Source organism: Clostridium sp. KNHs205, from assembly GCF_000702945.1.
GTDB lineage: Bacteria > Bacillota > Clostridia > Lachnospirales > Lachnospiraceae > Anaerocolumna.
The window spans coordinates 285,927-312,490 of record NZ_JNLE01000005.1 but is presented as its reverse complement, the minus strand read 5'-3'; the positions used below and the strand labels follow the sequence as shown (position 1 = coordinate 312,490).

The 26,564-nt window shown below is 39.1% G+C and carries 26 protein-coding genes and 1 other annotated feature; of the genes, 18 read left to right on the top strand and 8 right to left on the bottom strand.

Annotation, left to right across the window (positions count from 1 at the left end; genetic code table 11):
- The first annotated feature begins 167 nt into the window (after positions 1-167).
- The 3 genes from BR73_RS0121035 (at position 168) to BR73_RS0121025 (ending at position 2,181) form a co-directional block, all read left to right on the top strand.
- A complete protein-coding gene (locus BR73_RS0121035) occupies positions 168-680 on the top strand; it encodes an AAA family ATPase (protein WP_033167870.1) in 513 nt (170 codons plus the stop codon).
- Between the two features lie 264 nt (positions 681-944).
- Complete coding sequence (rfbC, locus tag BR73_RS0121030) at positions 945-1,517, top strand: dTDP-4-dehydrorhamnose 3,5-epimerase (protein WP_033167869.1); 573 nt, start codon at positions 945-947, stop codon at positions 1,515-1,517.
- A gap of 85 nt (positions 1,518-1,602) precedes the next feature.
- Positions 1,603-2,181, top strand: a complete 579-nt coding sequence (locus BR73_RS0121025) for a hypothetical protein (protein WP_033167868.1) — start codon at positions 1,603-1,605, stop codon at positions 2,179-2,181.
- Between the two features lie 124 nt (positions 2,182-2,305).
- Here BR73_RS0121025 and BR73_RS27755 read toward each other — a convergent pair whose 3' ends face one another.
- Together BR73_RS27755 and BR73_RS0121015 are read right to left on the bottom strand one after the other, a co-directional pair.
- Complete coding sequence (locus BR73_RS27755; RefSeq protein ID WP_197032712.1) at positions 2,306-4,102, bottom strand: glycosyltransferase family 2 protein; 1,797 nt, start codon at positions 4,100-4,102, stop codon at positions 2,306-2,308.
- A gap of 159 nt (positions 4,103-4,261) precedes the next feature.
- Positions 4,262-5,104 carry an AraC family transcriptional regulator gene (locus BR73_RS0121015; RefSeq protein ID WP_051685458.1) on the bottom strand — a complete coding sequence of 281 codons (843 nt, stop codon included), beginning with the start codon at positions 5,102-5,104 and terminating at the stop codon, positions 4,262-4,264.
- A 208-nt stretch (positions 5,105-5,312) separates the two neighbouring features.
- On the opposite strand from BR73_RS0121015, the gene BR73_RS0121010 reads away from it, so the two are divergent.
- From BR73_RS0121010 to BR73_RS0120990, 5 genes are all read left to right on the top strand, one after another.
- A complete protein-coding gene (locus BR73_RS0121010) occupies positions 5,313-6,071 on the top strand; it encodes a sugar phosphate isomerase/epimerase (protein ID WP_033167867.1) in 759 nt (252 codons plus the stop codon).
- Between the two features lie 238 nt (positions 6,072-6,309).
- Positions 6,310-7,482 carry a Gfo/Idh/MocA family oxidoreductase gene (locus BR73_RS0121005; RefSeq protein WP_033167866.1) on the top strand — a complete coding sequence of 391 codons (1,173 nt, stop codon included), beginning with the start codon at positions 6,310-6,312 and terminating at the stop codon, positions 7,480-7,482.
- Positions 7,475-8,545, top strand: coding sequence for a Gfo/Idh/MocA family oxidoreductase (locus BR73_RS0121000; protein WP_033168802.1), 1,071 nt, complete (start codon positions 7,475-7,477; stop codon positions 8,543-8,545). The genes BR73_RS0121005 and BR73_RS0121000 overlap by 8 nt, the downstream gene beginning before the upstream one ends.
- Before the next feature lie 296 nt (positions 8,546-8,841).
- Positions 8,842-9,684: a sugar phosphate isomerase/epimerase family protein gene (locus tag BR73_RS0120995; protein WP_033167865.1), complete on the top strand. Its 843-nt coding sequence runs from the start codon at positions 8,842-8,844 to the stop codon at positions 9,682-9,684.
- 48 nt (positions 9,685-9,732) lie between these two features.
- Complete coding sequence (locus BR73_RS0120990; protein ID WP_197032711.1) at positions 9,733-10,389, top strand: DUF3298 and DUF4163 domain-containing protein; 657 nt, start codon at positions 9,733-9,735, stop codon at positions 10,387-10,389.
- Positions 10,390-10,963: 574 nt separating this feature from the next.
- Here the strand turns inward: BR73_RS0120990 and BR73_RS0120985 are convergent.
- Positions 10,964-11,161, bottom strand: a complete 198-nt coding sequence (locus tag BR73_RS0120985) for a hypothetical protein (protein ID WP_033167864.1) — start codon at positions 11,159-11,161, stop codon at positions 10,964-10,966.
- Between the two features lie 184 nt (positions 11,162-11,345).
- Here BR73_RS0120985 and BR73_RS0120980 point away from each other — a divergent pair, with 184 nt between their 5' ends.
- The 3 genes from BR73_RS0120980 to pyrF are packed head-to-tail and all read left to right on the top strand — an operon-like array spanning position 11,346 to position 13,986.
- Positions 11,346-11,741: an NUDIX domain-containing protein gene (locus BR73_RS0120980; RefSeq protein ID WP_033167863.1), complete on the top strand. Its 396-nt coding sequence runs from the start codon at positions 11,346-11,348 to the stop codon at positions 11,739-11,741.
- Positions 11,742-11,752: 11 nt separating this feature from the next.
- Positions 11,753-13,027: a dihydroorotase gene (locus BR73_RS0120975; RefSeq protein WP_033167862.1), complete on the top strand. Its 1,275-nt coding sequence runs from the start codon at positions 11,753-11,755 to the stop codon at positions 13,025-13,027.
- A 20-nt stretch (positions 13,028-13,047) separates the two neighbouring features.
- Complete coding sequence (gene pyrF, locus BR73_RS0120970) at positions 13,048-13,986, top strand: orotidine-5'-phosphate decarboxylase (RefSeq protein WP_033167861.1); 939 nt, start codon at positions 13,048-13,050, stop codon at positions 13,984-13,986.
- 477 nt (positions 13,987-14,463) lie between these two features.
- Here pyrF and BR73_RS0120965 read toward each other — a convergent pair whose 3' ends face one another.
- The 3 genes from BR73_RS0120965 to BR73_RS0120955 form a co-directional block, all read right to left on the bottom strand.
- Positions 14,464-15,102: an alpha/beta hydrolase gene (locus tag BR73_RS0120965; RefSeq protein ID WP_033167860.1), complete on the bottom strand. Its 639-nt coding sequence runs from the start codon at positions 15,100-15,102 to the stop codon at positions 14,464-14,466.
- Between the two features lie 251 nt (positions 15,103-15,353).
- A complete protein-coding gene (locus BR73_RS0120960) occupies positions 15,354-16,529 on the bottom strand; it encodes a MalY/PatB family protein (RefSeq protein WP_033167859.1) in 1,176 nt (391 codons plus the stop codon).
- A gap of 123 nt (positions 16,530-16,652) precedes the next feature.
- Positions 16,653-17,789 carry a PLP-dependent aspartate aminotransferase family protein gene (locus BR73_RS0120955; RefSeq protein ID WP_033167858.1) on the bottom strand — a complete coding sequence of 379 codons (1,137 nt, stop codon included), beginning with the start codon at positions 17,787-17,789 and terminating at the stop codon, positions 16,653-16,655.
- Between the two features lie 152 nt (positions 17,790-17,941).
- Positions 17,942-18,205 (bottom strand) — a binding site (T-box leader).
- A gap of 147 nt (positions 18,206-18,352) precedes the next feature.
- Between BR73_RS0120955 and BR73_RS0120950 the strand changes: the two genes are divergently transcribed.
- A complete protein-coding gene (locus tag BR73_RS0120950; protein ID WP_033167857.1) occupies positions 18,353-18,742 on the top strand; it encodes an ATP-binding protein in 390 nt (129 codons plus the stop codon).
- Between the two features lie 240 nt (positions 18,743-18,982).
- Here BR73_RS0120950 and BR73_RS0120945 read toward each other — a convergent pair whose 3' ends face one another.
- Together BR73_RS0120945 and BR73_RS0120940 are read right to left on the bottom strand one after the other, a co-directional pair.
- Complete coding sequence (locus BR73_RS0120945; RefSeq protein WP_033167856.1) at positions 18,983-20,773, bottom strand: aminopeptidase P family protein; 1,791 nt, start codon at positions 20,771-20,773, stop codon at positions 18,983-18,985.
- Between the two features lie 17 nt (positions 20,774-20,790).
- Positions 20,791-21,315, bottom strand: a complete 525-nt coding sequence (locus BR73_RS0120940) for a peptidylprolyl isomerase (RefSeq protein WP_033167855.1) — start codon at positions 21,313-21,315, stop codon at positions 20,791-20,793.
- 600 nt (positions 21,316-21,915) lie between these two features.
- Between BR73_RS0120940 and BR73_RS0120935 the strand changes: the two genes are divergently transcribed.
- The 6 genes from BR73_RS0120935 to pyrE all read left to right on the top strand — a co-directional run bounded on the left by BR73_RS0120935 (position 21,916) and on the right by pyrE (position 26,532).
- Positions 21,916-22,674 (top strand): DUF2087 domain-containing protein, encoded by a 759-nt coding sequence (locus tag BR73_RS0120935; RefSeq protein ID WP_033167854.1) that lies wholly within the window; start codon positions 21,916-21,918, stop codon positions 22,672-22,674.
- Between the two features lie 91 nt (positions 22,675-22,765).
- Complete coding sequence (locus BR73_RS0120930) at positions 22,766-23,068, top strand: DUF2087 domain-containing protein (protein WP_051685456.1); 303 nt, start codon at positions 22,766-22,768, stop codon at positions 23,066-23,068.
- 117 nt (positions 23,069-23,185) lie between these two features.
- Positions 23,186-23,692, top strand: coding sequence for a GNAT family N-acetyltransferase (locus BR73_RS0120925; RefSeq protein ID WP_051685455.1), 507 nt, complete (start codon positions 23,186-23,188; stop codon positions 23,690-23,692).
- Between the two features lie 170 nt (positions 23,693-23,862).
- Positions 23,863-24,624: a dihydroorotate dehydrogenase electron transfer subunit gene (locus BR73_RS0120920; protein WP_033167853.1), complete on the top strand. Its 762-nt coding sequence runs from the start codon at positions 23,863-23,865 to the stop codon at positions 24,622-24,624.
- A gap of 185 nt (positions 24,625-24,809) precedes the next feature.
- Positions 24,810-25,718 (top strand): dihydroorotate dehydrogenase, encoded by a 909-nt coding sequence (locus tag BR73_RS0120915; RefSeq protein ID WP_033167852.1) that lies wholly within the window; start codon positions 24,810-24,812, stop codon positions 25,716-25,718.
- 136 nt (positions 25,719-25,854) lie between these two features.
- Positions 25,855-26,532, top strand: coding sequence for an orotate phosphoribosyltransferase (gene pyrE, locus BR73_RS0120910; RefSeq protein ID WP_033167851.1), 678 nt, complete (start codon positions 25,855-25,857; stop codon positions 26,530-26,532).
- Positions 26,533-26,564 lie beyond the last annotated feature (32 nt).

The following is a 26,564-nucleotide window of genomic DNA, read 5'->3' as shown; positions in this document are numbered from 1 at the left end:
AAAGCACTTATAATTGATATATCTGCTAAAGCCGCAGAGCAAAATAGTGATGGGAGTATGTAAGAAAAGCACTTATAATTAGTATATCCTTGGGATTATCTTAGGTTAAGCAGTGTTAGAGCCTGCCATAGAAAGGTATAAATTAAGAAAATTAATGGAGGAACATGATGAGAAAAGGAAGAATAATATTTTTAAATGGTGTCACAAGTTCAGGTAAAACCTCAATAGTCGAAGCATTGCAAGAAAGAGAAGATACTTTTTTCTATGTTGTAGCGAACGATTTATTTCAAGAGATGATTGGAGAAAAATATCTGCGTGATAATTATTGGAAATATCTTGGGGAGGTAATTGTTCTAATGTATCATACAGCGAAATTATTTTCCGACCTTGGGAAAAATGTTATTATTGACGGAATTCTGGTGGAACAGCCGGAACTGCAGCCTCATTACGAACAAATGAAAAATATATTAAAGGATAATCCTTTAGAGGTGGTCGAAGTTTACTGTCCGCTGGAAATTTGCAGAAAACGGAATCTTGAACGTGGTAACCGGCATAAATTACAGTCCCAGGAGCAATATGAAATTATGGCTGAAAATATTGAGTATAGCTGCAGGGTGGAAACACATATACAAACCTCCGAGGAGTGTGCAGAAATAATTATGCAGACATTATTTACCTGACTAAGATGTTGTATCCAGATATTTAACAGAACCAACGGTCTTAATGAAGTATACTCAATGATACAAAAATGGTGTAATAACGGTTTAATTTTACTGATATTCAATTAATGGAATTATCTAATACCTATACAATTCTTCTTTTGCTATGTAGAGGTAAGTTGTATCTGGATATTTTATACAATATTAATTTTTTATTTACTTTATTTTATGATATACTTGTATCATTACGACTAGATAAAATGTATTTATTCAGGAGGCATATACATGGGACAATTCAAATTCGAAAAATGTTCAAACATAGAAGGTCTTTATGTTGTAGAACCCAAAGTTTTTCTTGATGAAAGAGGTTATTCTATGGAAACCTATAACTATAAAGATTTCTCAGAAGCAGGTCTTACCATGGAATTTGTTCAGGATAACCAGTCAGTGTCCGTAAAAGGTGTGCTTAGGGGACTGCATTTTCAAAAAACCTATCAGCAGGGGAAACTGGTAAGGGTAGTACATGGAGAAGTTTTTGACGTGGTGGTTGATATCCGTGAAGGTTCTCAAACCTATGGTAAATGGTTTGGCGTTACCTTGTCGGCAGAGAAGAAAAACATGTTCTATATACCGGAGGGATTCGCTCATGGCTTCCTGGTGCTATCAGAAACCGCTGAGTTCGCTTACAAGTTATCGGATTATTATCATCCCGAGGACGAAAGCGGTATCCCCTGGAATGATCCTGCAATAGGAGTGGAATGGCCTGTTACCGGGGATATGCAGGTAATCACCTCTGAAAGAGATAACAGCCATCCAGCCTTTAACAAGGGAATAGTATTGAAACCTAAAAGTATTTAACTGGACATAAGAGGAAGGGTGCAATCTGTTTTTGGATTACCGGTTTAGAACTAAATATTTAAGAGATGAAATGGAGGCGGGATTAATGAGAAAATCTCTTACAGCTTTATTACTAATTCTTTCATTTATGTTAGCAGCTTGTTCTAAAGATACATTAGAGGAGTCTGATAACCTGATTTCAGATACCTATAGCCTTGATAGTGTGAAAAAAGGAGAATTTATTGTTTTTGAAGACGGGGATATTACTTCCGGACAATCGTTATGGGAGGATTTTGTAAAAAAAACGGATAAGGGAGAAAACGCCTCAGTAAGCCTGGCTTATTACTATACACTGGGAGAACCATCGCAATATTCAGAGGAATATTATAAGACGGTTAAGGACCATTACCCTATGCTTTTTATTAAAGATCTAAGTTATGACGATAATAAATACACGATTGAAGGAGTGGAAGATGGGCAGAAGCTATCAAAAGAATATAAATTCCTGATGAAATATGAAGGGGTACCAGAAAGTACCTCTGCCCTATATTCCAGGTACATCTATTACGTTCTTGTAAATGATGATACAGTAACCTGGAAGGATATATTTAATGGTATGATTAGTTCCCAGTCTGACGCAGGTATAGATCACGACATGATCTATTATGAGTATATAAGGAGTTAGATATTATTTTAACAATACCTCAGGAAATCAGAATCTAAAAACTTTCGTCTGTAAATCCAGAAACAATAATTTAGCCTGTATATTTGGAAAAAGCAAAGGGTCTACAGGATAGAAGCCGGTTAGGTTAAAGATAACGAATCAACAGACTTGCACTGTTCTTATCAATGAAATTATACTGCCTGACTGACAAAAGAATAGCATTAACAGCTTCCTCCCTGTAATCCTGTTTGGAATAAATTTCACCCAGTTTCGTATAGGTATCAAGGACATTAAGCTTATTAAGTGCTGCAACCAACTTATCGGCATAGGCATTTTCACCAGCTTTAATAAGCATTTCCAGGAGTTTATAGAGAAAGCTATAATGATAAGAATTTGAAGTTTCAATATGAAATTCGGAAGGATTTAATTGCTCTAAAACAAAGAGTGAAGTGCTTTTAATTTGTTCTGGCATGTTATCCAGTAAGGTATGGATTCTGTCTGTAACCTCCCTGGTTGTGAGTATAAGGGATAAAAGGTAATAGGCAGCTATTTCCTCTGTATCTGCTGCAGGTGTCGGGGTGAAAGCTGTCATTGTAAAAAGAGCAGAAAAAGTATCGATTGCATTATCATATAGATGCAGATAAAACGAAAGCTTTCCGGATGCCAAAAGAAGCTCCCTGCTATTGTTTTCTGTAAAATTCCCCAAAGACAACGCATAATGGGACAAGTCATACAGTCTTAATTCAATGAGAATATCTGCGGCTCTAAGATATTTTCCTTCGAGACTGCTAGCTGGTATGTAAGCGAGCAGCTTGTCAAAGAACTCCTGGCGGTCTTTGCACTGCGGATACAGACACCTGGCCAGGGGGAGTAATATATCAGGAGCTTCCGGGTATGACAAGGCTTCTGTATAGTAATCCAGCGCGTCCTGATAAATTTCTTCTTCGAAATAGATTTCACCTAAAGCTATAAGTGCCCTGTAGGTTCCGCAACCGGAAGAGAATTTGAGAGTATTTGGGGCTTCTCCCATGGCAAGGCAGCGCTCTAAAGATCTTACAGCAAGTAAATTTCGATGATTTGATTTATAGATACTGCCTCTTAAATACTCAATATCTGTACAGGAGGGATATGCCATAAGCCCTTCCTCTGCAAAGAATAGAGCATTGGCACTGTCACCCAGTGTTATATAGCACAGAATTATCCGGTAATAAACATGTGGAAAATAAGCCTGTGAGTGGGCTTTCTTCTCGTGTGCCTTCAGGTAACAGGGCAGGGCACTATTACAATCACCCTGAGCCATATATTCATTTCCCAGATTGAAGAGATAGTAGGGATCTTCTGGATTATCCTCCAATTGCTTTTTTATTAAGGGCATATTCCGGTTATGTTTCTCCTTTTGCTGAATAACCGTATCGGTATATCCGTAATGGAGCAAGGTAATCTCAGCCAGAGTAAAGCGGGAGGAGTCAAAGTTTCCGTTTCTATTATTGATTTGCTCGTGTATTCGTCCTTCAAAGTAGTAATCTCCGGTATTCCTGACCATGCGGAAGGCGTAATGGACAGAATAGTCCTTTGTGTTCTCTGTGGAATAATAATTATACAAGGTAAAATGATACCCATCATATTCTTCGCTGTCTAAAAGAGCATAGAATCTTTCTGTATCTTCCTTGCGAAAGAGTTCATCTGCATCCAATAAAAGAATCCAGTCACAGGTGGCTCTCTCAAGTGTCTGATTTCTGGCGGCAGCGAAATCGTCTTCCCATTTTATATCGAAAACAGTTGCACCGTATCTGGCAGCAATTTCTTTGGAATTATCCACAGATCCGGTATCACCGATTATAATCTCATCTACAATTCCTGACACACTGCCAAGGCACTGCTCCAGTATCCATTCCTCATCTTTCACAATCATACATAAACTTACGGTTTTCTTCTTTCCCATGGCAATACTGATTCCTTCATAAGAAGAGAGCTTCATTTATTAAGGTATTCAGATAATCATAGATTGATACTCCAATCGACAGCAAGAACCAGCTCCAGGATATTTCTTCTTCCGTAAGGAGGAAGGTTCAGCCAGGTATGAGTTGGTGTAAATTTCTCTCTAACGAATCAGAGAAGGCAGGGCTCCCCGGTCTTTTACAGGACTGTTACCGGTTATTTTCAGGTATGCCCGGTAAAAGGCAGAGTAGTCTGTATAACCGGATTTTCCTGCTGCTTCCTCCGCACTATGCCCGCCCATAAGCAGCTGCTTTGCATAAATGATACGTTTATAGGTAAGATAATCGCAAAGCGTAGTACCTGTAGCTTTTCGAAATACCTTGTTAAGATGATGTTTGCTGATACAGAATTTGTCTGCAATCAGGTCCAGAGTTATACGGTCTGTATAATGTCTGTTGAGATAGTTAATAACATTTTGAAGGGTTTCTGAGCCATCACTTTTTCTATGTATTTCATTTTGTTTACTTAGAGACAGAATTCTTGACAGCAATGCCTCCAGATATACTGGCAGCAGAGAATTTTTAAGGGATTCAGAAAGACTTGCACAGTCAATTAGTGCCTCCATTTGAGGGAAAATCTTCTCCTTTACATTATCAGTATAAAATACCTCTTTTGCATCTGCCTTGGATGCACTGGGAAAAATTGACAGGAGCATAGCCCGTCTTTCAAGGGAGAGTGCCTCGGGAAAGAAATGCAGAGCGATGCGGATGTAGGGTTTTCCTGAATTTACCCTGACTCCGTGAAAAACATTTGGTGCTAAAAGCAGAAGGCTGTGGGGAGAGAGTTTATAAGGTATCCCTTCCACCAGATAATCTACATCCCCTTCCATATAGTAATAAATTTCATAAAAATTATGGCAATGGAGGGCATAATCCGTATTAGATTGTACGGTATTGCTGTAGCCGAATATTACATGTTCAGTTGTAATCTGTGCCAGTGAAGCCATAGGTTATTGTTCTCCTTTATATCCATCCCTAGTGTAAAGAAGTAAAGCATCCGGTACTTCTATTAAGTGAATCGTTGAAAGTATAATTAAGCTGATTATATCTAATGACCGCTATATTTGCAATATAAATATCCCTTTCTGCAATGGAGTAATATGGTTTGATACGTTAGAATTTAGACATATAGCAAAGGAGAGAGGGGTAAGAAAGATGGAATTGGGAGCACAGTTATATACGGTAAGGGATTTTATTCAGACAGAGGAGGATTTTAACAGAACAGCAAAAAAGATTGCGGATATCGGTTATCGTACGGTTCAATTATCAGCCGTCGGAAAGGAAATCAGACCGGAAAGGATCCGGGAAATCTGTGACAGCCATGGGCTTAAGATTGTACTGACTCATATTGATGTTAACAGAATCCTGTATGACACGGAGAAGCTCATAAAGGAGCATGATATATATGGCTGTTCCTATATCGGACTTGGCTCCATGCCGGGAAAATACCGTAATGCCTGCTGGCTTCCTTACTTTCTCGAGGATTTTAAGGAACCTGCCAGGAAAATAGCAGCAGCCGGTAAGCTCTTTATGTATCATAATCATAATTTTGAGTTTGAGAAAATTAATGGAGTAACAATACTGGAACAGTTATTAAGCAGTTTTACCGAGGAAGAGATGGGAATTACTCTGGATACATACTGGGTGCAGGCAGCAGGAGCGGATCCTGTTCAATGGATAAGGAAACTGAAAAACAGGGTACCCTGTGTCCATTTAAAGGATATGGCGGTTTCAGACGGGGTTTCTGTTATTGCACCGGTTATGGAAGGGAACCTGAATTTTGAGAGTATCCTCCGTGGGCTTGAAGAAACCAACTGTAAATATATTTTAGTAGAGCAGGATAGCTGTCAAACAAGTCCTTTTGACTGTTTAAAGCAAAGCTATGACAATGTAAGCCGGCTTGGATATCGTTAAGGCCAAGCCTTATGTATAGTGTAGTTTTTATATTTGCAAGATGGAATCAATGGCAGCCTTTGTTACAAGAAAAATGGGTTTTATAACATACATTCCACCGCAAATTCTGTAGTATAAGCCAGAACTGAGAGGTGCAAGGTATTTAAATGATAGAAGAAGGGAAATCAGGCTTTTATAGTTTATTCGAAATTATGTAAAAGGAATAAACTGTAAACGATAACGCCTGACAGGTAGGTAGATGGATAAGGTTAGAATGGGTATAATCGGAATCGGAAATATGGGAAGCGCACATGCAAAGTCCATTGCTGGGGGAGAAATTCCCGGGCTTGTGCTTACAGCAGTAGCTGACCGAAAGGAAAGCCGAAGGGAATGGGCTGTCACAGAACTTGGAGAGGCTGTTAAAATCTACGAAGAAGGAGAGAAACTAATTGCTTCCGGTTTGTGCGATGCAGTATTGGTGGCAACGCCTCACTACCAGCATCCGGACCTTGTGATAAGTGCTTTTCATCATGGTCTCCATGCATTATGCGAAAAGCCTGCCGGTGTTTATACAAAACAGGTTAGAAGGATGAATGAGGAGGCAGATAAATATAACCTGGTGTTTGCCGTGATGTTCAATCAGAGGACCAATCCGGTATACCGCCGGATGAAGGAACTGGTTGATAATAAGAGCCTTGGTGAAATCAAAAGGGTGAACTGGATCATAACGGATTGGTATCGCACACAGGCTTATTACGATTCCGGGGAATGGAGGGCAACCTGGGATGGGGAAGGCGGTGGCGTACTGTTAAACCAATGCCCACACAATTTAGATCTGCTCCAATGGATCTGTGGTTTGCCAAAGGAAGTTCAGGCTTTCTGCCATAATGGCAAATGGCATAATATCGAGGTGGAGGATGATGTGACAGCCTACTTTACCCTTGAAAACGGAGCAACGGGAGTATTTATTACAACAACTGGTGATGCTCCGGGAACCAATCGACTGGAAATTACCTTGGAAAAGGGAAAACTGGTAAGTGAAAATGATAAGCTTACCATCTATGAACTCGAGGTAAGTGAGAGGGAATATTGCTTTACTGCGGCAGAAGGCTTTAAGAAACCGGAGGGAGCTTACAGGGAGGAAGAGATAACGGGAGACAATCCTCAGCACAAAGGGGTGTTAAAGGCTTTTGCTGAAAGAATTTTATCCGGCGCTCCCCTGGTAGCAGACGGAAGAGAAGGTATCAGAGGATTGATGTTGTCCAATGCCATGCATCTCTCCTCCTGGCTGAAAAAGCCGGTAACGTTGCCGATTGATGAGGATTTATTCCTGGAGGAATTAAATAAGAGGAGAAAGGCAACTGTCCAAAAGGAGAAGGTTAAGGATATAACCTTTGATACCAGTGGCAGCTATGGTAATAATAATGGCTGAAATTAAAAAGGCAGCAATTATCGGCTGCGGAAATATTGCGGAGGTGCATGCTGCCTGCATTGCCAGTCAGTCAGGTATCAGACTTGCCGGTGTAGCAGATACCTGCCTTGAGCGGGCGGTGAGCCTTGGAGATAAGTATGGGGCAGAAGCTTGCTCATCTATGGAAGAACTGTTAGATAGAGTAAAACCGGAGATAGTTCATATCTGCACCCCTCACTATCTTCATGTCCCCATGGCAGCAGAAGCCTTGAGACAGGGAAAACATGTATTTATGGAAAAACCTCCGGTTATGAATCATGAGGATTACATTATTCTGAAAGAAGCAGTAAAAAGCTCAGAAGGTAGACTGGGATTGTGTTTTCAGAACCGGTATAATCCTGGAACCCTTGCCGCAATGAAACTATTCTCTCTCGGAATTCCAGGCAGGGTAAAAGGAGGCAGAGCAATTGTCAGCTGGTGCAGAGAACGGGAATATTATACTGAAAGCGATTGGAGAGGAACCCTAAAGACAGAGGGCGGAGGTGCTCTCATAAATCAGGCGGTACATTCCCTGGATCTGCTGACATTGTTCCTTGGAAAGCCTGTTTCGGCAGAGGCTGTTATGGCTAACCATCATTTGAAGAATATTATTGAAGTTGAAGATATGATGGAAGCTTATATTCGATATGAAGATGGAATAACAGGTTGTTTTTATGCTACTACGGCTTATTGTACCAATATGCCTCCAATAATAGAATTACATTGTGAAAATATGAATGTAAGAATTGAAGAGATGAGAGTAGTATGCACTGATTTCTCAGGGGAGGAAATACAAGTTTCCGAAATGCAGGAATCTGAGCTGACCAATAAAACATCTGCTTCACCAGAAGAAAAGAAGATAAAACCAACCTTCTTCGGTAAGAGTTATTGGGGAGCAGGCCATATGGATTGTATAACGGATTATTACAGGAGCCTCCTGTCTGAAAAGACGCCTCCAATAGGGCTTAAGGAAACGAAAGCTACCATTGAGCTTATGCTGGCAGTCTATGAATCTGCCAGAACCGGTATAGAGGTAATCCTGTGATATTACACAGAAAATTTATCCTGCAAGCCTGATCGGGTATTTGCAGGACGCTGCATTAGTTGTGATTTGCGTAAATAGCGTGTACTGAATTAAGTTAAATTTATGCAATGGAGTATTGGTACAGCATTGATTAGTTCTGCATAGGTAAGCATGTTTATTTTCTCGATAGTACTATTCCAAGAATTTGACATTAAGCACAATTATGCCTGCATTTTTGAAACAGCACTACAGAAAAAATATCCTGCAATTAACTATGCAGAAACCGCCCATGTACTAGTTACAGGAAAGGAGTAATTATGTTAAGAGAAAGTAGAATAACAGGTTTTGCAGATGAAATCAGTGACAGCTTACAAGAACAGGTAGCCTTGTTAAAGCAGCTGGGAATGGAGTATCTGGAGCTGCGAAGTGTGGAAGGAAAGAATGTGGCTGATTTCACCATAGAGGAAATTAAGGAAATTAAAAAATATCTGGACAGTGAGGGAATTAAAGTATCCGCTATTGGCTCACCTATAGGAAAAATTTCCATCAAAGCCCCTTTTCAAGAACATCTGGAACGTTTTAAACGTGTAGTGGAGACTGCACATCTCTTTGAGACTTCTAATATAAGAATGTTCAGTTTCTTCCTGGAGGAGGAAAGACCGGAAGATTATAAAAATGCAGTGATAGACCGTCTGGGAGAGTTAAAAAATTACGGAAAGAGTCACAGAGTGGTATTGCTTCATGAAAATGAGAAAGGTATCTATGGGGATACAGCAGAAAGATGTAAGGAGCTATTTCTGGCTTTACATGATGATAACTTTAAGGCAGTTTTTGATTTTGCTAATTTTGTGCAATGCAAAGAAGATACCTTAAAAGCTTATGAGCTTTTAAAACCTTATATTTCCTATATACATATTAAGGATGCTGTATTTGAAACCGGGGGAGTAAGACCGGCTGGCATGGGAGATGGAAAGGTCAGGGAAATCTTAACAGACCTGGATATTAGCGGGTATAAGGGATTTTTAAGTCTGGAACCCCATCTGGCAGAATTTACAATGCTAAAACAGTTAGAAGAAAGTACCTTTGCCCGCAGGATGACCAACAGTGAAATGGCCTTCCACACTGCTCATGAAGCTCTTATGAAAATATTGAACTCCTAGAGGAGTAACAGCATATATTATCACAAAGCTATCTTATGGTGAATGAAATTGGCTATAGACAGTGTTTATGTAAAGGCGTTCCAGCTGAAGGGAGAACTAAGTTACAAAGGGCAGAAACTGCTTACTTATGATATTAAATATCCGCAGTTCAGCTCGGAACGGTTCAAGAATTTTACCAACAAACTCAGTGTATATTACAGAGCCGAAGCAGAGTTATATAAGAAATATCATGTGATGAAGTTATTCCAGATGGCTATTGATGACTATGAATATGCCACAGCCAATGATTTTCCTGTCAGGATATATGAAGTATTAACGGTATATACCGTGACTAATAATGACAAGTATATTCTAAGCCTGTATTTTGACCGCTATGAATATACCGGCGGAGCCCATGGAATGACTACCAGAAGCGCTGATACCTGGAATTTACGGACTGGCAGAAGAATGGACCTGGCGGATTTCTTTCCCGGAAGAAAGGACTATGTAAATTACATCATCACGGAGATCAACAGCCAGATTGTTAAAAAGGTAAAAGAAGAAGATGCCTACTATTTTGATGATGTAAACGATTTGGTAAAAGAAAATTTTAATGAAAAAAATTTCTACGTTGTGCCGGAAGGGGTAGTGATCTTTTATCAGCTATATGAGATAGCTCCTTATTCCAGTGGGATTCAGACTTTTTTGATACCGGTAAAAATCTAAAAGAAGGGTTGTTTCAAAATTCTTAGGAATTTGGGAACAGCCCTTCTTGTTTGTATCTTATTTGTATTATGAGTTAAGACTTATAGTATGAGTTATCTTTACGTATTTCAGCAATAGTTTGTTTTTATTTTATCTGCAGTTTAAATATTTTTTGATAAATTCCAGTAACTGAGTACAATCAAAGTTGTAATAATTGAAACACATTCACTTATCCTCCTTATAATTGGTGTCCTTAAGGGACGGGTGTTTATCAGCTCCTGTTCATGAACGTTGTTTAGAAGGTAGCGCTTTCCTTCTGAACACTTATGATTATAGCATAGGGGAGGGGGAAAGGATAGCTGTAAGTTCTGGGTAGAGAGGAAATATTAACAAGTATTTAAATATGTATTACGAAAATGTTACAAATAGAAAGGGCATGTATTCCCAAATAAGAGGCAGCGTCAATGAAAGACCTTTCACACTTTATATTTGTGCAGTTCCTCAAGGGAGTTTGCAGCATGCATGAGTGTTATCGTAGAATGTCTTCCTTCCTCTTTACTTGTGAGTACACGTCCTTTGAATATCTGTTAACTATTTAGCGAAAATCATCTTCGTTGCGGTGATAAAGATAACGTTCCATCTCTTCTTTTGATTGAAATTCTCTTGCATAATCCATAAAGTTCTGCTGATCTAATTCATTAAGTCCTAAAAAGGTATCCCGTGCAACCAGATCGTTGGTAAGAAATACTGCCAGTGAAGGAGGCAGCATATTGAATACTCCGAAATTATCCATACAATCATCCTTTCTGTTTGATAACCTAATAAATGGTATAAGGATAGGTTTTGCAGTAAATGCTTAAATATACAATCCTTTTTCTGGATGAAAACCGTCGAAAACCAGGTTGTATTTGAGAGTTTGTTAAGTTATAATAATGAAAAGATGGCTTGTAAGAAGCATAAATGCAGGAGGATAATATATGGATAAATATAGAATACTTGTAAAAGGTATTGTTCAATATGAAAATAAGTATCTGCTGGCTGAGAAATGGTATGATGACCGTATAATGGATCCCTACCAGTGGGAATTTCTGGACGGCGAGCTGGAATTCGGAGAAAGTCCGGAGAAAGGTGTCCTTCGAATCGTTTATGAGAATACCGGAGTGAATGCCCATATCAACCGCATTCTCTACACCTGGTCCTTTATGCTGGGAGATGTATGCAATATAGGCATCTGCTTCCATTTATTAAGCACCAGTGAAGAAGTGGTACTTTCTGAGGAGCTTCATGATTATCAATGGGTTTCCAAAGAAGATATTGAGACCTATGTAAAGAACAAGGCTGTATTAGAGGATGTTGCCAAAGCAGAACTGTAAAGGAGAACAGAGTGTCATTACTAATTAAGAAAGGCCATGTACTGGACCCTTCCACCAACACGGATGGTATACGGGATATTCTGGTGGAAGACGGAATTATAAAAGAAATCAGTGAACATATCAATATTCAGGCGGATGAAGTTATTATGGCGGAAGGTTTGTTTGTAATGCCGGGTTTTATTGATCTGCATGTCCATTTAAGGGAACCGGGATTTGAATACAAGGAAACCATAAAAACAGGAGCAATGTCAGCAGCGAGAGGTGGATTTACCACTATCTGCCCCATGCCCAATACAAAACCTGCCATCGACAGCAGGGACATGGTGGAGTGGGTTAACCACAAAGCCAAAGAGGAAGCGGTAGTTCATATACTTCCTATTGGTGCCGTTACGATTGGTCAGGCAGGAGACCAACTGGCAGATATTAAAGGAATGAAAGAAGCCGGTGCGGCAGCTATCAGTGAAGACGGTAAATCTGTTATGAAAATAACCGTATACAAAGATGGAATGCTGGCAGCAAAAAAAGCTGGAATACCAGTATTTGCTCATTGTGAAGATAAAGATCTGGTGGGCAGAGGTGTTATCAACGCCGGAAATAAAGCCAGGGAGCTTGATTTGCCCGGTATCACCAATGGAGTGGAAGACATTATTGCCATAAGGGACATTCTGCTGGCGAAAGAAACAGGAGCCAGACTTCACCTATGTCATTGTTCCACCAGGGACAGCGTAGCTTTTTTGAAATGGGCGAAAGAAGAGGGACTTCCGGTTACCGGGGAAGTGTGTCCTCATCATTTTACCCTTGCTGATGAAGATATTCCGGGTAATGACAGTAATTATAAAATGAATCCTCCTTTAAGAAGCAGAGAAGATGTTGCTGCTTTAAAGGATGCCCTTAAACAGGGAATTCTGGACGTTATTGCGACAGACCATGCGCCACATAGCAAAGAGGAGAAAGAAAAGTCTTTCCTGGATTCACCCTTTGGAATTGTGGGCCTTGAAACAGCATTTGCGCTCTCCTTTACGGAATTGGTAGAGAGCGGTATCCTCACGCCTTTAGAACTTGTAAAAAAACTTACAGTTAACCCGGCAAGTGTCCTTGGAATGGATAAAGGAAGCTTAGGTACCGGAAAGGCTGCTGACCTTGTTATAGCGGATACAAGCAGCTGGTATGCAATTGAGAAAGAGGAGTTCGTTTCATTGGGTAAGAATACCCCCTTTCAGGGCAGAAAAGTAAAAGGCAGAATTAAATATACACTGGTAGACGGAAAGGTAGTTTACCAAGATTAATATACATTGCGGAGGCAGATATGATTAACCAGCTAATAGAGAAGATTCAGAAAACCCAAGCCCCTATTGTTGTAGGATTAGACCCCATGCTGGATTATATCCCGGAACAGGTTAAGAGCAAAGCCTACAAGGAAAAAGGCGAGACTCTGGAAGGAGCAGCAGAAGCTATCTGGCAGTTTAACAAAGGAATAGTGGATGCAACTTATGATTTGATTCCTGCAGTAAAACCTCAGATTGCCATGTATGAACAGTTTGGGATTGAAGGTATGATAGCGTATAAGAAAACCATTGATTACTGCAAGGAAAAAGGACTGGTAGTTATCGGCGATATCAAACGAGGAGATATCGGTTCCACCTCTGCAGCCTATGCAGTTGGACATCTTGGCAAGGTAAAGGTAGGAAGCAATACCTACAGTGGTTTCAATGAGGACTTTGCTACGGTAAATCCTTATCTTGGTTCAGACGGAGTTGATCCCTTTATCGAGGTATGCAAGGAAGAGAATAAAGGTTTGTTTATTCTGGTTAAGACCTCAAATCCCTCCAGCGGAGAATTCCAGGACAAGCAGATTGACGGCAGACCTCTATATGAGCTGGTAGGTGAAAAAGTAGATCAGTGGGGAAGTAAGCATATGGGAAACAGCTACAGTTATATTGGTGCAGTAGTTGGTGCTACTTATCCGGAGATGGGGAAAATACTCCGCAAGCTTATGCCAAAGACCTATATTCTGGTTCCGGGTTATGGAGCACAGGGTGGTAAAGCGGAAGATTTAGTCCACTACTTTAATGCAGATGGACTGGGGGCAATCGTCAATTCCTCCAGAGGAATTATTGCTGCTTATAAGCAGAAGGGTTATGAGAAGTTCGGTGCTGAGAACTTTGCAGATGCATCCAGACAGGCAGTAATAGATATGAAAGAAGATATAAATGCCGCTTTGATGAAAGGCGGAGTTATAAAATAATAAAAAGCTGATAGCTGATACAGGTTGATAATATACAAGTTAACACCATGTAGGTCGATACAATGCAGGTCGATTTTATGTAGGTTGCAATACAGGTTGATGTTATACAGGTTGCAATGCAGTTCGATGCGAAGCAGGTTGCTATGATGCAGGATGTCGCAATTCAGGTCGATGTTATGCACTCAATACAATGCAGGTCGGTGTTTTGCAAACTAATAAGATTCAGATTAATTTATAAAGAACGATAATAAAATCCTTATAATTGATAATGAAGCAGAAGCTTCCCAATACTCGTCAGCCATGAGGTGACATGAGTATTGGGAAGCTTCTGTTTTGGTTTCTATCTTAATAAATGGCTATGTTTTAGAATAGTGTTGATAATATATCGATTTTTAAGAGAAGCCATTCCGATATGCTTCCCTTAATACACATTTTATGAATAATTTGGCCAAAATAAAGATAATATTAACAATTTTATCATTCGACTAAAATGCTCTCTATGATATCTGCTAACGCCTCGTGATTTTCAACCATTGGCATATGACAGGAATTTTCAACAAACCTAAAGTCTATTTTTGAAACAATATCATCATCAAGACACAAATCACTGATTCTATTGGCATAGTATTTTTGCCCTCTGTCCCCATATATTCCATAAACTTTAGAATTTATTTTCCTAATATAATCTGTATAATCAAACTTCTCTTGCAATGCCTTTTTTAAACTATCACTATAGTATCTTGCCTCTCCCTTTATCATAGAAATGATTTTTTCACCATATCGTTCCATATTGGAAGGAAGCATCAAGTTTCGATAAAAGTTATTTGCAGGTTTCAAATTGGAGTCGATAAGAATTACTTTGTCACATCTTAACTCGAAATCTGCAACCAATTCTAATCCAATAATTCCTCCCATACTATGTCCGAGAATAAAATCGAACTTCTCATTTCCATAAGTTGCATATATCCAATTAGTAATATCTGAAACGTTGTTTGCTTTTTCTGTAATATTATGTGGATATTCTACAAATGTAATGTTATGTACTGCTAATTCACATTTCAGTGTATCCCACACATCAAGAGTGCAGTTTGCACCATACAAAATCAATCCTCGCATGAAAAAAGCCCTCCCCAATTTATAAATGCTGTTAACTTCATTTTATCTAACCCCTATGACATAATGTTAATCATAACATTAGTTTTAGTATAATGTATATAACTAAACAAATATTGGTTCTCTTTCTTTAAAATCAGTTATCTTTGTATAAGCATGGGCCACATTACATTGAACCATAAAGTTTTATAGCATACCTCCAAAAATATATCAAATTCCAACATTGATTTAAAACATAGCTTAATAAATCTATACTATAACGAATTAATAGCATCCCTTAGCTGGTTTAAAGCTCTTAAAAGAGTTGATTTCGGGCAGGCCAGATTAAAACGTTGAAAACCCTTTCCCTCAGGACCGAACATAGTACCTCCATCCAGCCACAGTCCGGCTTTCTCGGTTATAAAGTCCTCCAGATCAGCTTCCTCCATACCAAGTTCATTAAAATCTACCCAGAACAGGTAGGTGCCTTCTGTATCAACCACCTTCAGAGCAGGAATTTCCTTTTCAATAAAATCCCTGGCTGTAAGGATGTTATCATAAATATATGCTTTAAGTTCTTCTAACCATTCCTCACCATACTGGTAAGCAGCTTTGCAGGCAATAAGCCCCATAGTGTTTAGCTGACTGTAGCCGGACTTGTTGATTTCTGTTTTGAACTTTTTCTTCAGAGCAGGATTGGGTATAAATACGTTGGAAACCTGTAATCCTGCCAGGTTAAAGGTCTTGCTTGGCGCGGTACAGGTAACCGAAATATTAGCATATTCCTCTTTGATAGAGGCAAATGGAACATGGCTGTGTCCGGGATGAATAAAATCCGCATGGATTTCATCGGAAACCACTAAAACTCCATGTTTTACACAGATATCTCCCATAAGGGTAAGCTCTTCTTCTGTTAGTACTCTGCCCACTGGGTTGTGAGGATTGCATAAAATAAACAGTTTAACCTGATTGTCAATGATCTTACGTTCAAAATCTGCATAATCAATACTATAAGTGCCATTCTCATAAATGAGAGGATTATTAATGAGCTTTCGGTTATTGCTTAAGATAGCCTCAGAGAAAGGATAATAAACCGGTCTCTGTATCAGGATGGAATCTCCTTCTTTGGTAAGGGAGCGTACTGCCATGGCTAGGGCAAATACTACACCGGGAGTTTTCACAAGCCATTTCCTCTCAATGTTCCAGTTATAATGGGAGGCAAACCAGCTTTTCAGAACTTGAAAGTAATCCTCCTTAACATCAGAATATCCAAAGATTCCGTGTCTCGCAGCATCTATCAGGGCTTCGGTTACCTCCGGGGGAGTGGAAAAATCCATATCTGCAACCCACATAGGCAGCAGATCGTCCCTTTTTCCACGCTCTTTTGCAAAATCATATTTTAAAGAATTCGTATTCTTACGGTCAATTAATTGGTCAAAGTCATACGGCATAGGTTATTTTCTCCTTATTGTACAATGATAAAATATAAGTTGAATATAATGCTTTTACAAGGAAGCACTATAGGGAGCAGAGTAATAATAATCAAATACAATCGATACATTCATACCTTTATCTTATTCAGCTAAAGCATCACTTAAATCCTGAATCAGATCCTGAACATTTTCAAGCCCTATGGACATACGAAGCAGAGAGCCGTTAATGCCTCTTGCTATACGTTCCTCCAGTGGTACATCTGCATGGGTCTGAACCATGGGATAGGTTATCAGAGTTTCAGTACCGCCAAGGCTCTCAGCAAAGAGTATGACAGATACCCGCTCAAGAACCTGTTTTGCCGTAGCTTCTGAATCCACTTCAAAGCTAATCATGGAGCCAAAACCGCTGGTCTGCTTAATAGAGGTTTCATAACCCGGATGGTCTTTAAGGCCGATATAAAATACCTTTTTGACTTTAGTATGACTTTCAAGGAACTGCGCTATCTCAAGGGCGTTTTGAGACTGGCGGTCCATTCTCACCGCAAGTGTTTTAATTCCTCTTATTATCAGCCAGCTGTCAAAAGGAGAGAGACAGGCACCGGTAGTCTTATAGATAAAACGAAGCTTTTCAGATAAGTCAGCCCGGTTTGTGACCAAAAAGCCGGATAGTGTATCATTGTGTCCGCTTAAATATTTGGTACCGCTGTGAATTACAATATCTGCACCCAGTGTCAATGGACGCTGGTAATAAGGAGTCAGAAAGGTATTGTCTACAATCAATAGCAGATTGTGTTCTTTGGCAATTTTAGAAACAGCCTGAATATCCGTTACCTGCATCATGGGATTAGTAGGAGTTTCAATATAAATAGCCTTGGTTTCCTTTCGTATGAGAGAACGCAGCTTTGTAAGATCAGAAGTGTCCAGATAATCAAAGGTAAGTCCGTTTTTCTTGTTGATATGCTCAAACAGACGTATGGTACCTCCATATAAATCCTCTGATGCAATAATGTGGTCACCTATGGAGAAGAGTTCCATCAATGCAGTCTCAGCAGCCATTCCGGTACTAAAAGCAATGGCATCAATCCCGTCTTCCAGATTGGCGATAATTTTCTCCAGGTGTTCTCTGGTAGGATTCTGAAGCCTGGAATAATCATAACCAGTACTTTGTCCGACGCCTGGATGAGCGAAGGTAGCTGATTGATAGATGGGGATAGTTACGGCACCTGTAACTTGTGTTTTGTCAACTGCTCCATGTATGCAGCGGGTAGTAAAATCCATTTTGTGACCTCCTGAGTATTTATTCTGATGCGGCTAATATAAATGCTGGCCGTTGTAGTTATCGGCGTTAAGCCTGCCAGGGGAAAAGTTTATTAGCTGCTTTAGGAATTATTTATTATTAATTCTGAGTATAAAAAAAACCCGCCTTCCAATAAGAAGACGAGCATAGCCCGTGTTACCACTTCAATTCATCTATGCCTCACAGCAAAAGAACTTATCAAGTACGACATCTGCCACCAGAGGGAGATATTTATACTTCTTTGCTGTAACAGGCAAACCTGTCGCGGCCTAAGCGTTATAACGGTTCGGCGCGCCGCTCCTGAGCCATTTTCTGCAAATCTAACCTGCTTTTTTCCACCAGCCAAAAGCTCTCTGTTAGGCATTGTTTTACATACTCTCTCATTCCTAGCGTTTTGCTATGAAATTGATTTGAGTATAGCAGACGGCAGAGTATTTGTCAATGTATAAATCTTTTAGCAGAATAATTCTTATAAATATTCATTTTTATGGTAAAATGAGTGATGTTATTTTTATTGTCTTATTACATTAAAGAGGTATGTGGTTTGTTAATTAACCGCTACACTCAGCAATGTTCTGAAAGAAATATAGCAATAAATTCAGAGGGTGATGCGGTTATTAAAACCGATTTTATGCTGATAGAGAAAGTACTTGATAATTTCTTTACAAATGCTTTGACTTACACAGAAGAAGGCGGGGAGATAAGTATTAAGATTATAAATAATACACTGGAATTTTATAACAGCGGAAGTCATATTCCAGAGGAAGAGTTAAAGGATATTTGGGAGCCTTTTGTGAAATCAGACAAATCCCGAAGTAAATCAAAAGGGACAGGACTGGGATTGTCCATTGTTGGAAAGATATTAAAGAGTCTGAGTTTAACCTATGGTGTATACAATAAAGAGGGAGGTGTAGTATTCTGGTTTGGATGGTAAGTCTATATGATTTAATACCAAGCGAATCTATTTTACTTGTAATTACACAATTAATTATTAAAAAGTATACCTTCAATTATCATTTTCAAACTTTTTCTCAGGAGATGTTATTTCCGGTGGTGGTTTTATAAAGAATACTGGTTTATTATTTAAATTAGTTGATAAAATTAACCTAGCCTGTGCTTGAGCCTGCCATTAGTAAGCTTAAGCACAGATTGGGTTAATTTATGTTTATGTGTTTTAGATTGCTCTGGTTGCTTCTTTTAACCAGAGATTCTCCTCGTCCGTCAGATAAGGAGACAGTTTTTCATATACATCTTTGTGATAGCGGTTCAGACTGTCTATCTCCCTGCCGGTCATATAAGAAGTATCCACAGCCTCCAGGTCTATAGGAGCAAAGGTCAGATGCTCGAAATACATGAATTGGCCATATTCGTTCTTAACGCCTTTATGGCAGATCAATTCGTTTTCCGTACGGATACCATGGCTTCCTTCGATATAGACACCGGGTTCATCTGTGGTAACCATACCTTCTTCCAGAACACAGCCGTCATCTCTTTCAGGTACCTTCTTCCAACGGAAACCGTTAGGAGCTTCATGAACATTCAGGAGATATCCTACACCATGACCGGTACCGCATTTATAATCCAGATCCATGTCCCAGATTGGTCCTCTCGCAAGAATATCCAGGTTCAGTCCGATACAGCCATGTAGAAATCTGGCATCAGAAAGGTTAAGCATACTTCTCAAAACAGCTGTAAAATGCTTTTTGATTTCATCGCTGATTTCTCCAAGGACAATGGTTCTGGTTATATCGGTAGTTCCTTCATAATACTGACCGCCGGAGTCTACTAAGAGAATTCCTTCCGGTTTTAATACCGCATGACTTTCTTCCGTAGCTTTGTAGTGCATCATGGCAGCATTGGCGTTGTAAGCACTGATGGTATCAAAGCTTAAATCAATGCAGCCTTCCTGCTCACGTCTTTTGGCTTCCAGGAAATCACTGGCGCTGACTTCGGTAATCTCAGTCTTACCAATATTCTGTTTTAACCAATAGATAAACTTGGTTACGGCTACACCGTCTTTAATATGAGCCTTACGCAGATTTTCAAGCTCGACGGGATTCTTAACCGCTTTAAATAATACCGTAGGATTTGTGGCATCAATAATATCAGCATCAGTGCCGAGGTTTTTATAAATTGCGTAATTGACTTTTGCTGTATCCAATAAGATTTTTTCAGTTTTAGGCAATGTTTTAACGAATTCATAAATTTCAAAATAATCCTTTATCTCTACGCCGGCGTTTTCAAGTTCCTTTTTGATTTCTGCTGAAAGTTTACGTTCATCCAGAAACAGATATGCTTTCTCACTGTCAATAACCGCATAGGAGAGTACCACAGGATTATAAGCAATATCACCGCCGCGGATATTGAACAGCCAGGCGATATCATCCAGTGAGGTTATGATGTGATACTTAGCCTGCTTTTTCTGCATTTCACTTCTTACGGCTTCCAGCTTTAAAGCAGTGGATTTGCCGGAGTATTTTTCCTCTAGCAGAAAAGCAGGGGTAGTAGGCAGAGCGGGGCGGTCAGTCCAAATCTCATCTACCAGATCTTTTTCATAGGATATTGAAATTTTCCTGGAGGATAATTTTTCACTCAGACGAAGACCAAGTCTGGCATTAACGACTCTGCCGTCAAAACCTAAGACATCCCCTTCTTTTAAGGAATCAACAAGGAACTCTTCCAGTGTTGGAACTCCTTCTTCACCCATTTTATAAAGAGTTATACCGGAGTCAGCCAGTTCTCTTGCAGCCTGGATAAAATATCTTCCGTCGGTCCAAAGACCTGCGGTCTCCAGTGTAACGACCACACTTCCTGCTGAGCCGGTAAAACCTGATAAATATTTTCTTGACTTAAAGTAGTCTCCTACATACTCTGATTCGTGGAAATCAGAGGTGGGAAGCAGATAAGCCTGAATGCCGTTCTTCGCCATTAAGGCTCTTAAATGCTGTAATCTTTCTGTTACCATAGAATAGCCTCCTGTCATTACATTTTTTCAGGTTCGCCGTATTCTTCTCCGAATAATTCAACGGTTACTTTTTTCATAACCTGAGGATTTAAGGGTCTGTCGGAATAGTCGGTTCTTTCATCAGCAATCGCGTTTACTACCTCAAGACCTTCTGTAACTTTACCGAAAGCAGCGTAGGAACCGTCCAGATGAGGGCTGTCCTTATGCATAATGAAGAACTGGGAACCTGCTGAGTTTGGCATCTGAGATCTTGCCATGGAAATAACTCCTGCAGAATGCTTTAGATTGTTTTCAAATTGGTTGTATGAAAATTCTCCTTTGATAGAATATCCGGGACCACCCATGCCGGTTCCTTCCGGATCGCCGCCCTGAATCATAAAACCACGGATAACTCTGTGAAAGATCAGCCCGTCATAGTAGTTTTTCTGAACTAAAGATATAAAGTTCTTTACTGTATTTGGAGCGATATCAGGATATAACTCCAGTTTGATAAGACCGCCATTTTCCATTTCAATAGTTACGATAGGATTCTTTTCTGCCATTTTATATACCCTTTCTGTAATCTGATATTTACAAAAGATAATTATATCATAGTTTAAATGGGGTGTCTAATGAAAATAAACCATCACCCATCCAGTATAACAATTGTGACAAATTTTATGAAATCATATCAGTTGTTTGGTATTTCAAAATAGTAATAACACAGTGATAAAAAATTGATAAATTGAATGAAATGAATTGAAAACAGTTGACAAATAAAATAAACAATAATAATATATGTTTATAAATATGGCAAATAATATAATGATATAAAGACAGTGGGAATAAGCCGGATTCTTCATAAATAAAGAAAGTTGTAAGGATATATCCTCAATCATCCTCAATCTGTCTCAGATATTGTGTGAATTATGGGAATGAATAATTCGAGATTTATGGCAGCGTTTTAAGTAAACTAGTTGTATGAACAAATATAAAGCGTTTTAAGTAAACTTGATGTATGAACAAATATAAAGCGTTTTAAGTAAACTTGATGTATGAACAAATATCAGATGGAAAAAAGAGAGGTTTATTTCATATATTTCTTAAGCCGCAATGTCAGGCAAGGTTGCAAGCTTATATGTCTGGTGAGAAAGGAATTGGTTATGGAAGGTAAAAATAAGGATTTTAATATAAATGAGATGAAGCAGGGATATGCTTACGTGGAAGAGGAGGAGGGGAAATATATTTGCAGTTATTGCAAAAAGGAGTTTTACAAGGGGGAAGTATATCCTATCGGTGAACGTTTTTATGAGGCAGAAAAAGGAGCTATGCTTCATGTTCACATGGAGCATGGGAAACCGTTTGAGCTTCTTATGAAGTCTGACAGCAAATATCTGACCTTAACGGATAATCAGAAGCAGATATTAACCCTGTTAGAAGCAGGACTTAGTGATAACGAAATTGCTAAACAGCTGGGGGTTACACCTTCTACTGTAAGGCATCAGAAATTTATGTTCAGAGAAAAAGCAAAGCAGGCTAAAATGTTTCTGGCAGTGTACGAGCTGGCCCTGGAACATAATACGGGCGGAGACAGACTGGTACCAATTCACTCTAAAGCAAAAATGGTGGATGACAGGTATATTACGACGGAGGAGGAAAAGGAGAAGATACTGGAAACGGCCTTCTCTTCTCTGAATCCTCTAAAGCTAAAGCATTTTCCTGCTAAAGAAAAGAAAAAGATCGTGATATTAAAAAAGATAAGTGAATCCTTTTCAGAAGGAAAGCATTATAAGGAAAAAGAGCTTAATCAGATATTAAAAGATATCTATGATGATTATCCGACTCTTAGAAGATACATGATAGAATACGGTTTTATGGGCAGGACAGATGACTGCAGGGAATATTGGTTAACCCAGGGATAATTTAATAATCTGAAAATGCTGCAGTGAATTGCTTCAACTACAAATTCAGTAATACAAAATCAGAAATTTTATATCCACGAAAGGAGATAACATGGAAAATAAAATAAATAATAAATTAGAAATACCGGATAATTACAGAGAGATTATTAGTCAGTTCCTGGATGATAAACAGAGAATCAAATCATGGCCGGCTAAAAAGGATCGTAAAATTGCGGTGCTTTATTACCTCAGTGAAAAATTTGAAGAAGAGGTTAAGTATACGGAAAAAGAAGTCAATGAAATTATAAAGAGGTGGCATACCTTTGAAGATTTTTTCCTGCTTCGCAGAGGACTTGTAGATATGAAGTTCTTATTGAGGGCAAGGGATGGAAGTGTTTACTGGAAAGAAAAATAAAACTGAAACAGTGTTATAGTTAAAGTTAGTACCAATCCTGTCAACTGAACGAAGAACTATAAAGGTATATTATAGTCGAAACAATAAAAGAAATAAAGAATAGAGAGGATCAATTAATTGAATTTAAAATTAAATAAGATGTCTTCTCATTTCCTTGTTAAACAATTTTCAGAAGAAGATATTTCATGTATATACGAAGTTTGCAGACGAAATCCAACCTATTATCATTATCTAAAGACCAAGCCAACATTTGCAAATATAAAAGATGTTTTTACGGAGCTACCCCCAAACAAGGCGCTTGAGGATAAATTATTTATTGGTTTTTATAGTGAGAATCATTTAATTGCATTGATGGATTTTGTTGTTGGATATCCTGATATTCACACCGTATTTATTGGTTGGTTCATGATGAATAAAGAGTATCAGGGGAGGGGAACCGGAACAGAGATAATTACAGAGTTTCTTAATTATTTAAAAAAAGAAGGTTATATGTATGTTCAGCTTGGATATATAAAAGGGAACCGGGAAAGTGAGCAATTCTGGATAAAAAATAGTTTTAAGCCTACAGGAGTTGAAACCAGTAAGGATAAATATAAAATTATACTTATGAGGAAGGAACTATAGATTATATAAATATAAGGTGGTTAAACTCCTTTATATTACAGCAACTAATTTGTTTATTTACAAGTAATTCCTTTATGGGTTAATATTCTCGTGAAAAATGGTACTTGTGCTTATATTTGATTTCGTATATAATGTATGGGATTAAAAAATGGCACAGATGGGAGAAAACCATGGCAATTCAGAAACGAGCCCTAATAACATCCCAGGTGCAGATAGCACCTGGGATATTCAGTATGTGGTTAAAGGATGCAGAAATTGCGGCACAGGCAAAGCCCGGACAATTCTTATCCCTGTATTGTAACAATGAGGACAGGCTGCTTCCAAGGCCTATAAGCATCTGCGAGATCAATGCAGGGGAAGGCTCACTGCGGTTAGTTTACCGTGTGTCGGGGAAAGGAACGGAGGAATTTTCAACGCTTAAAAAGGGTGATACCCTTCAGGTATTGGGTCCTCTTGGCAATGGATTTCCCTTGGAGAAGAAGAAAGCCATTTTAATTGGAGGCGGAATTGGTATTCCTCCCATGCTTGAGCTGGCTAAACAGCTGGGGTGCGAGAAAAGCATTGTCTTAGGATATCGGGATATTACCTTTATGAATGATAATTTTCAGCCTTACGGAGAAGTATATCTATCAACAGAGGATGGCAGCTATGGAGTAAAAGGCAATGTAATAGATGCCATCAGACGATATGGCTTAAAAGCAGACGTTATTTATGCCTGTGGTCCCACGCCTATGTTAAAAGGGGTCAAAGCCTATGCAGAAGAACAGGGCATTGAATGCTATTTATCTCTGGAAGAAAGGATGGCCTGTGGTATTGGGGCATGTCTTGCATGTGTATGTAAGACGAAAGAAAAGGATCATCACACCAATGTACAGAATACACGGATCTGCAAAGAGGGACCGGTATTTGCAAGCAGTGAAATTGAATTGTAGCATATTCTGCTACAGATTGCTTTAGTTGAAGTTTAACGTTGCTTGCTTGCATTTACATGGGTTTTGGAGTTTAAAGATAGCTTTCTTGCAGTTTAAATGTGTATGATGTGAAAGTACAGACCTGGGATAGGAAACAAAAGATATCCTGGTTTATATGTGTTATGGCACACAGATGGGAGATAATTATGTCAGATACAAAAGTAATCATAGCAGGTGTGGAATGGAAGAACCCCGTAACCACAGCTTCAGGTACCTTTGGCTCAGGAATGGAATTTGCTGATTTTGTTGATTTGAACAAACTTGGAGCGGTGACAACAAAAGGTGTTTCTTATGAGCCCTGGACCGGCAATCCGGTACCCAGAATTGCAGAGACCGGCAGCGGAATGCTCAATGCCATCGGTCTTCAGAATCCCGGTGTTGAGATGTTCATAAAAAGAGACCTTCCTTTTCTGAAACAATATGATACCAGGGTAATCGTAAATGTATGCGGTAAAACCACAGAGGATTATATAAAAGTTGTGGAAAGGCTTGGTGACACTGAGGTTGATATGCTGGAAATCAATATTTCCTGCCCCAATGTCAAAGAAGGCGGAATCGCTTTCGGACAGAATTGTCTTGCAGTAGAGGATATTACAAGGGAAGTGAAGAAATATGCCAAACAACCTGTAATTATGAAGCTTAGCCCCAATGTTACGGATATCAGGGAAATGGCCAAAGCAGCAGAAGCAGGTGGAGCAGATGCCCTTTCATTAATTAACACCTTAACAGGTACCAAGGTTGACATTTATAAGAGAAAGTTCGTATTAGCCAATGAGACCGGTGGTTTGTCCGGACCAGCAGTAAAGCCTGTAGCCCTGCGAATGGTAAATCAGGTTGCAAGAACAGTTAAGATACCTGTTATTGGAATGGGTGGAATTATGAACAGTGAGGATGCTGTTGAATTCCTTATGGCAGGTGCGACAGCAGTTGCAGTTGGTACGGCTAACTTCAGAAATCCTACAGCTACCATAGAAGTAATAGAGGGTATCAGTGAGTTCCTGGAACAACAGGGGATTTCCGATGTAAAGGAAATCATTGGCTGTCTTAACAGATAAGCTTAGGTTTAGGATTAGAAATGAACATAGGAAAATCGAAGCTATAAAATGTGCTGAGCTATACAAACCCATGATATGATAAAGTGAAGAATACACGTGATTTTTTTGCCGCCGTTGACGGCTGAATGGAGGATAAATGGAAAAATATAAGCAGGAATTTATAGAATTTATGGTAGACTGTGGTGTATTAAAATTTGGTGATTTCACAACAAAAAGCGGACGTAAGACCCCCTTTTTTATTAATGCAGGCTTTTATCGTACCGGTTCACAGTTAAGAAAATTAGGGGAGTATTATGCAAGGGCAATCGAATCAGCTTTTGGGCTTGATTTCGATGTTCTTTTCGGACCAGCTTATAAGGGAATACCGCTGAGTGTGGCAGCCTCTATGGCAATCAGTGAATTCTATCATACAGATATTCGCTATTGTTCCAACCGAAAGGAAGTAAAAGATCACGGAGATACAGGAATACTGCTTGGAAGCCCTATCTATGATAAGGACAAAGTTATTATTATTGAAGATGTTACCACAGCAGGGACTTCTATAGGTGAAACAATGCCTATATTAAAAGCTCAAGGCGAGGTATCTGTGCTGGGCCTGGTAGTTTCGGTAGACCGAATGGAAAGAGGACAGGGTGAGAAAAGTGCTCTTGCTGAGATTGAAGAAGTGTATGGAATTAAGACAACTTCTATTGTAACCATGGAAGAAGTAGTTGAACATTTATACAATAAGCCTTATAATGGAAATATCATAATAGATGATGCTCTAAAAAATGCTATTGATGCATATTATAAGCAATATGGAGCCAGCTGTTAAGTAATGTAAGCATAAGGAAAGGGCTGCAAAAG

Excerpts from the sequence above, each read along its gene's own strand:
- BR73_RS0121000 (WP_033168802.1), top strand. The coding sequence starts at position 7,475 with ATGGCTGAAATTAAAAAGGCAGCAATTATCGGCTGCGGAAATATTGCG.
- BR73_RS0120920 (WP_033167853.1), top strand. The coding sequence starts at position 23,863 with ATGGCAATTCAGAAACGAGCCCTAATAACATCCCAGGTGCAGATAGCA.
- BR73_RS0120945 (WP_033167856.1), bottom strand. The coding sequence starts at position 20,773 with ATGGTAACAGAAAGATTACAGCATTTAAGAGCCTTAATGGCGAAGAAC.
- BR73_RS0121010 (WP_033167867.1), top strand. The coding sequence starts at position 5,313 with ATGGAATTGGGAGCACAGTTATATACGGTAAGGGATTTTATTCAGACA.
- BR73_RS0120955 (WP_033167858.1), bottom strand. The coding sequence starts at position 17,789 with ATGGATTTTACTACCCGCTGCATACATGGAGCAGTTGACAAAACACAA.
- BR73_RS0120965 (WP_033167860.1), bottom strand. The coding sequence starts at position 15,102 with ATGCGAGGATTGATTTTGTATGGTGCAAACTGCACTCTTGATGTGTGG.
- BR73_RS0120960 (WP_033167859.1), bottom strand. The coding sequence starts at position 16,529 with ATGCCGTATGACTTTGACCAATTAATTGACCGTAAGAATACGAATTCT.
- rfbC (WP_033167869.1), top strand. The coding sequence starts at position 945 with ATGGGACAATTCAAATTCGAAAAATGTTCAAACATAGAAGGTCTTTAT.
- pyrE (WP_033167851.1), top strand. The coding sequence starts at position 25,855 with ATGGAAAAATATAAGCAGGAATTTATAGAATTTATGGTAGACTGTGGT.
- pyrF (WP_033167861.1), top strand. The coding sequence starts at position 13,048 with ATGATTAACCAGCTAATAGAGAAGATTCAGAAAACCCAAGCCCCTATT.
- BR73_RS0121015 (WP_051685458.1), bottom strand. The coding sequence starts at position 5,104 with ATGGCTTCACTGGCACAGATTACAACTGAACATGTAATATTCGGCTAC.
- BR73_RS0121005 (WP_033167866.1), top strand. The coding sequence starts at position 6,310 with ATGGATAAGGTTAGAATGGGTATAATCGGAATCGGAAATATGGGAAGC.
- BR73_RS0120935 (WP_033167854.1), top strand. The coding sequence starts at position 21,916 with ATGGAAGGTAAAAATAAGGATTTTAATATAAATGAGATGAAGCAGGGA.
- BR73_RS0120980 (WP_033167863.1), top strand. The coding sequence starts at position 11,346 with ATGGATAAATATAGAATACTTGTAAAAGGTATTGTTCAATATGAAAAT.
- BR73_RS0120995 (WP_033167865.1), top strand. The coding sequence starts at position 8,842 with ATGTTAAGAGAAAGTAGAATAACAGGTTTTGCAGATGAAATCAGTGAC.
- BR73_RS27755 (WP_197032712.1), bottom strand. The coding sequence starts at position 4,102 with ATGGGAAAGAAGAAAACCGTAAGTTTATGTATGATTGTGAAAGATGAG.
- BR73_RS0120930 (WP_051685456.1), top strand. The coding sequence starts at position 22,766 with ATGGAAAATAAAATAAATAATAAATTAGAAATACCGGATAATTACAGA.
- BR73_RS0120915 (WP_033167852.1), top strand. The coding sequence starts at position 24,810 with ATGTCAGATACAAAAGTAATCATAGCAGGTGTGGAATGGAAGAACCCC.
- BR73_RS0120940 (WP_033167855.1), bottom strand. The coding sequence starts at position 21,315 with ATGGCAGAAAAGAATCCTATCGTAACTATTGAAATGGAAAATGGCGGT.
- BR73_RS0121035 (WP_033167870.1), top strand. The coding sequence starts at position 168 with ATGAGAAAAGGAAGAATAATATTTTTAAATGGTGTCACAAGTTCAGGT.
- BR73_RS0121025 (WP_033167868.1), top strand. The coding sequence starts at position 1,603 with ATGAGAAAATCTCTTACAGCTTTATTACTAATTCTTTCATTTATGTTA.
- BR73_RS0120985 (WP_033167864.1), bottom strand. The coding sequence starts at position 11,161 with ATGGATAATTTCGGAGTATTCAATATGCTGCCTCCTTCACTGGCAGTA.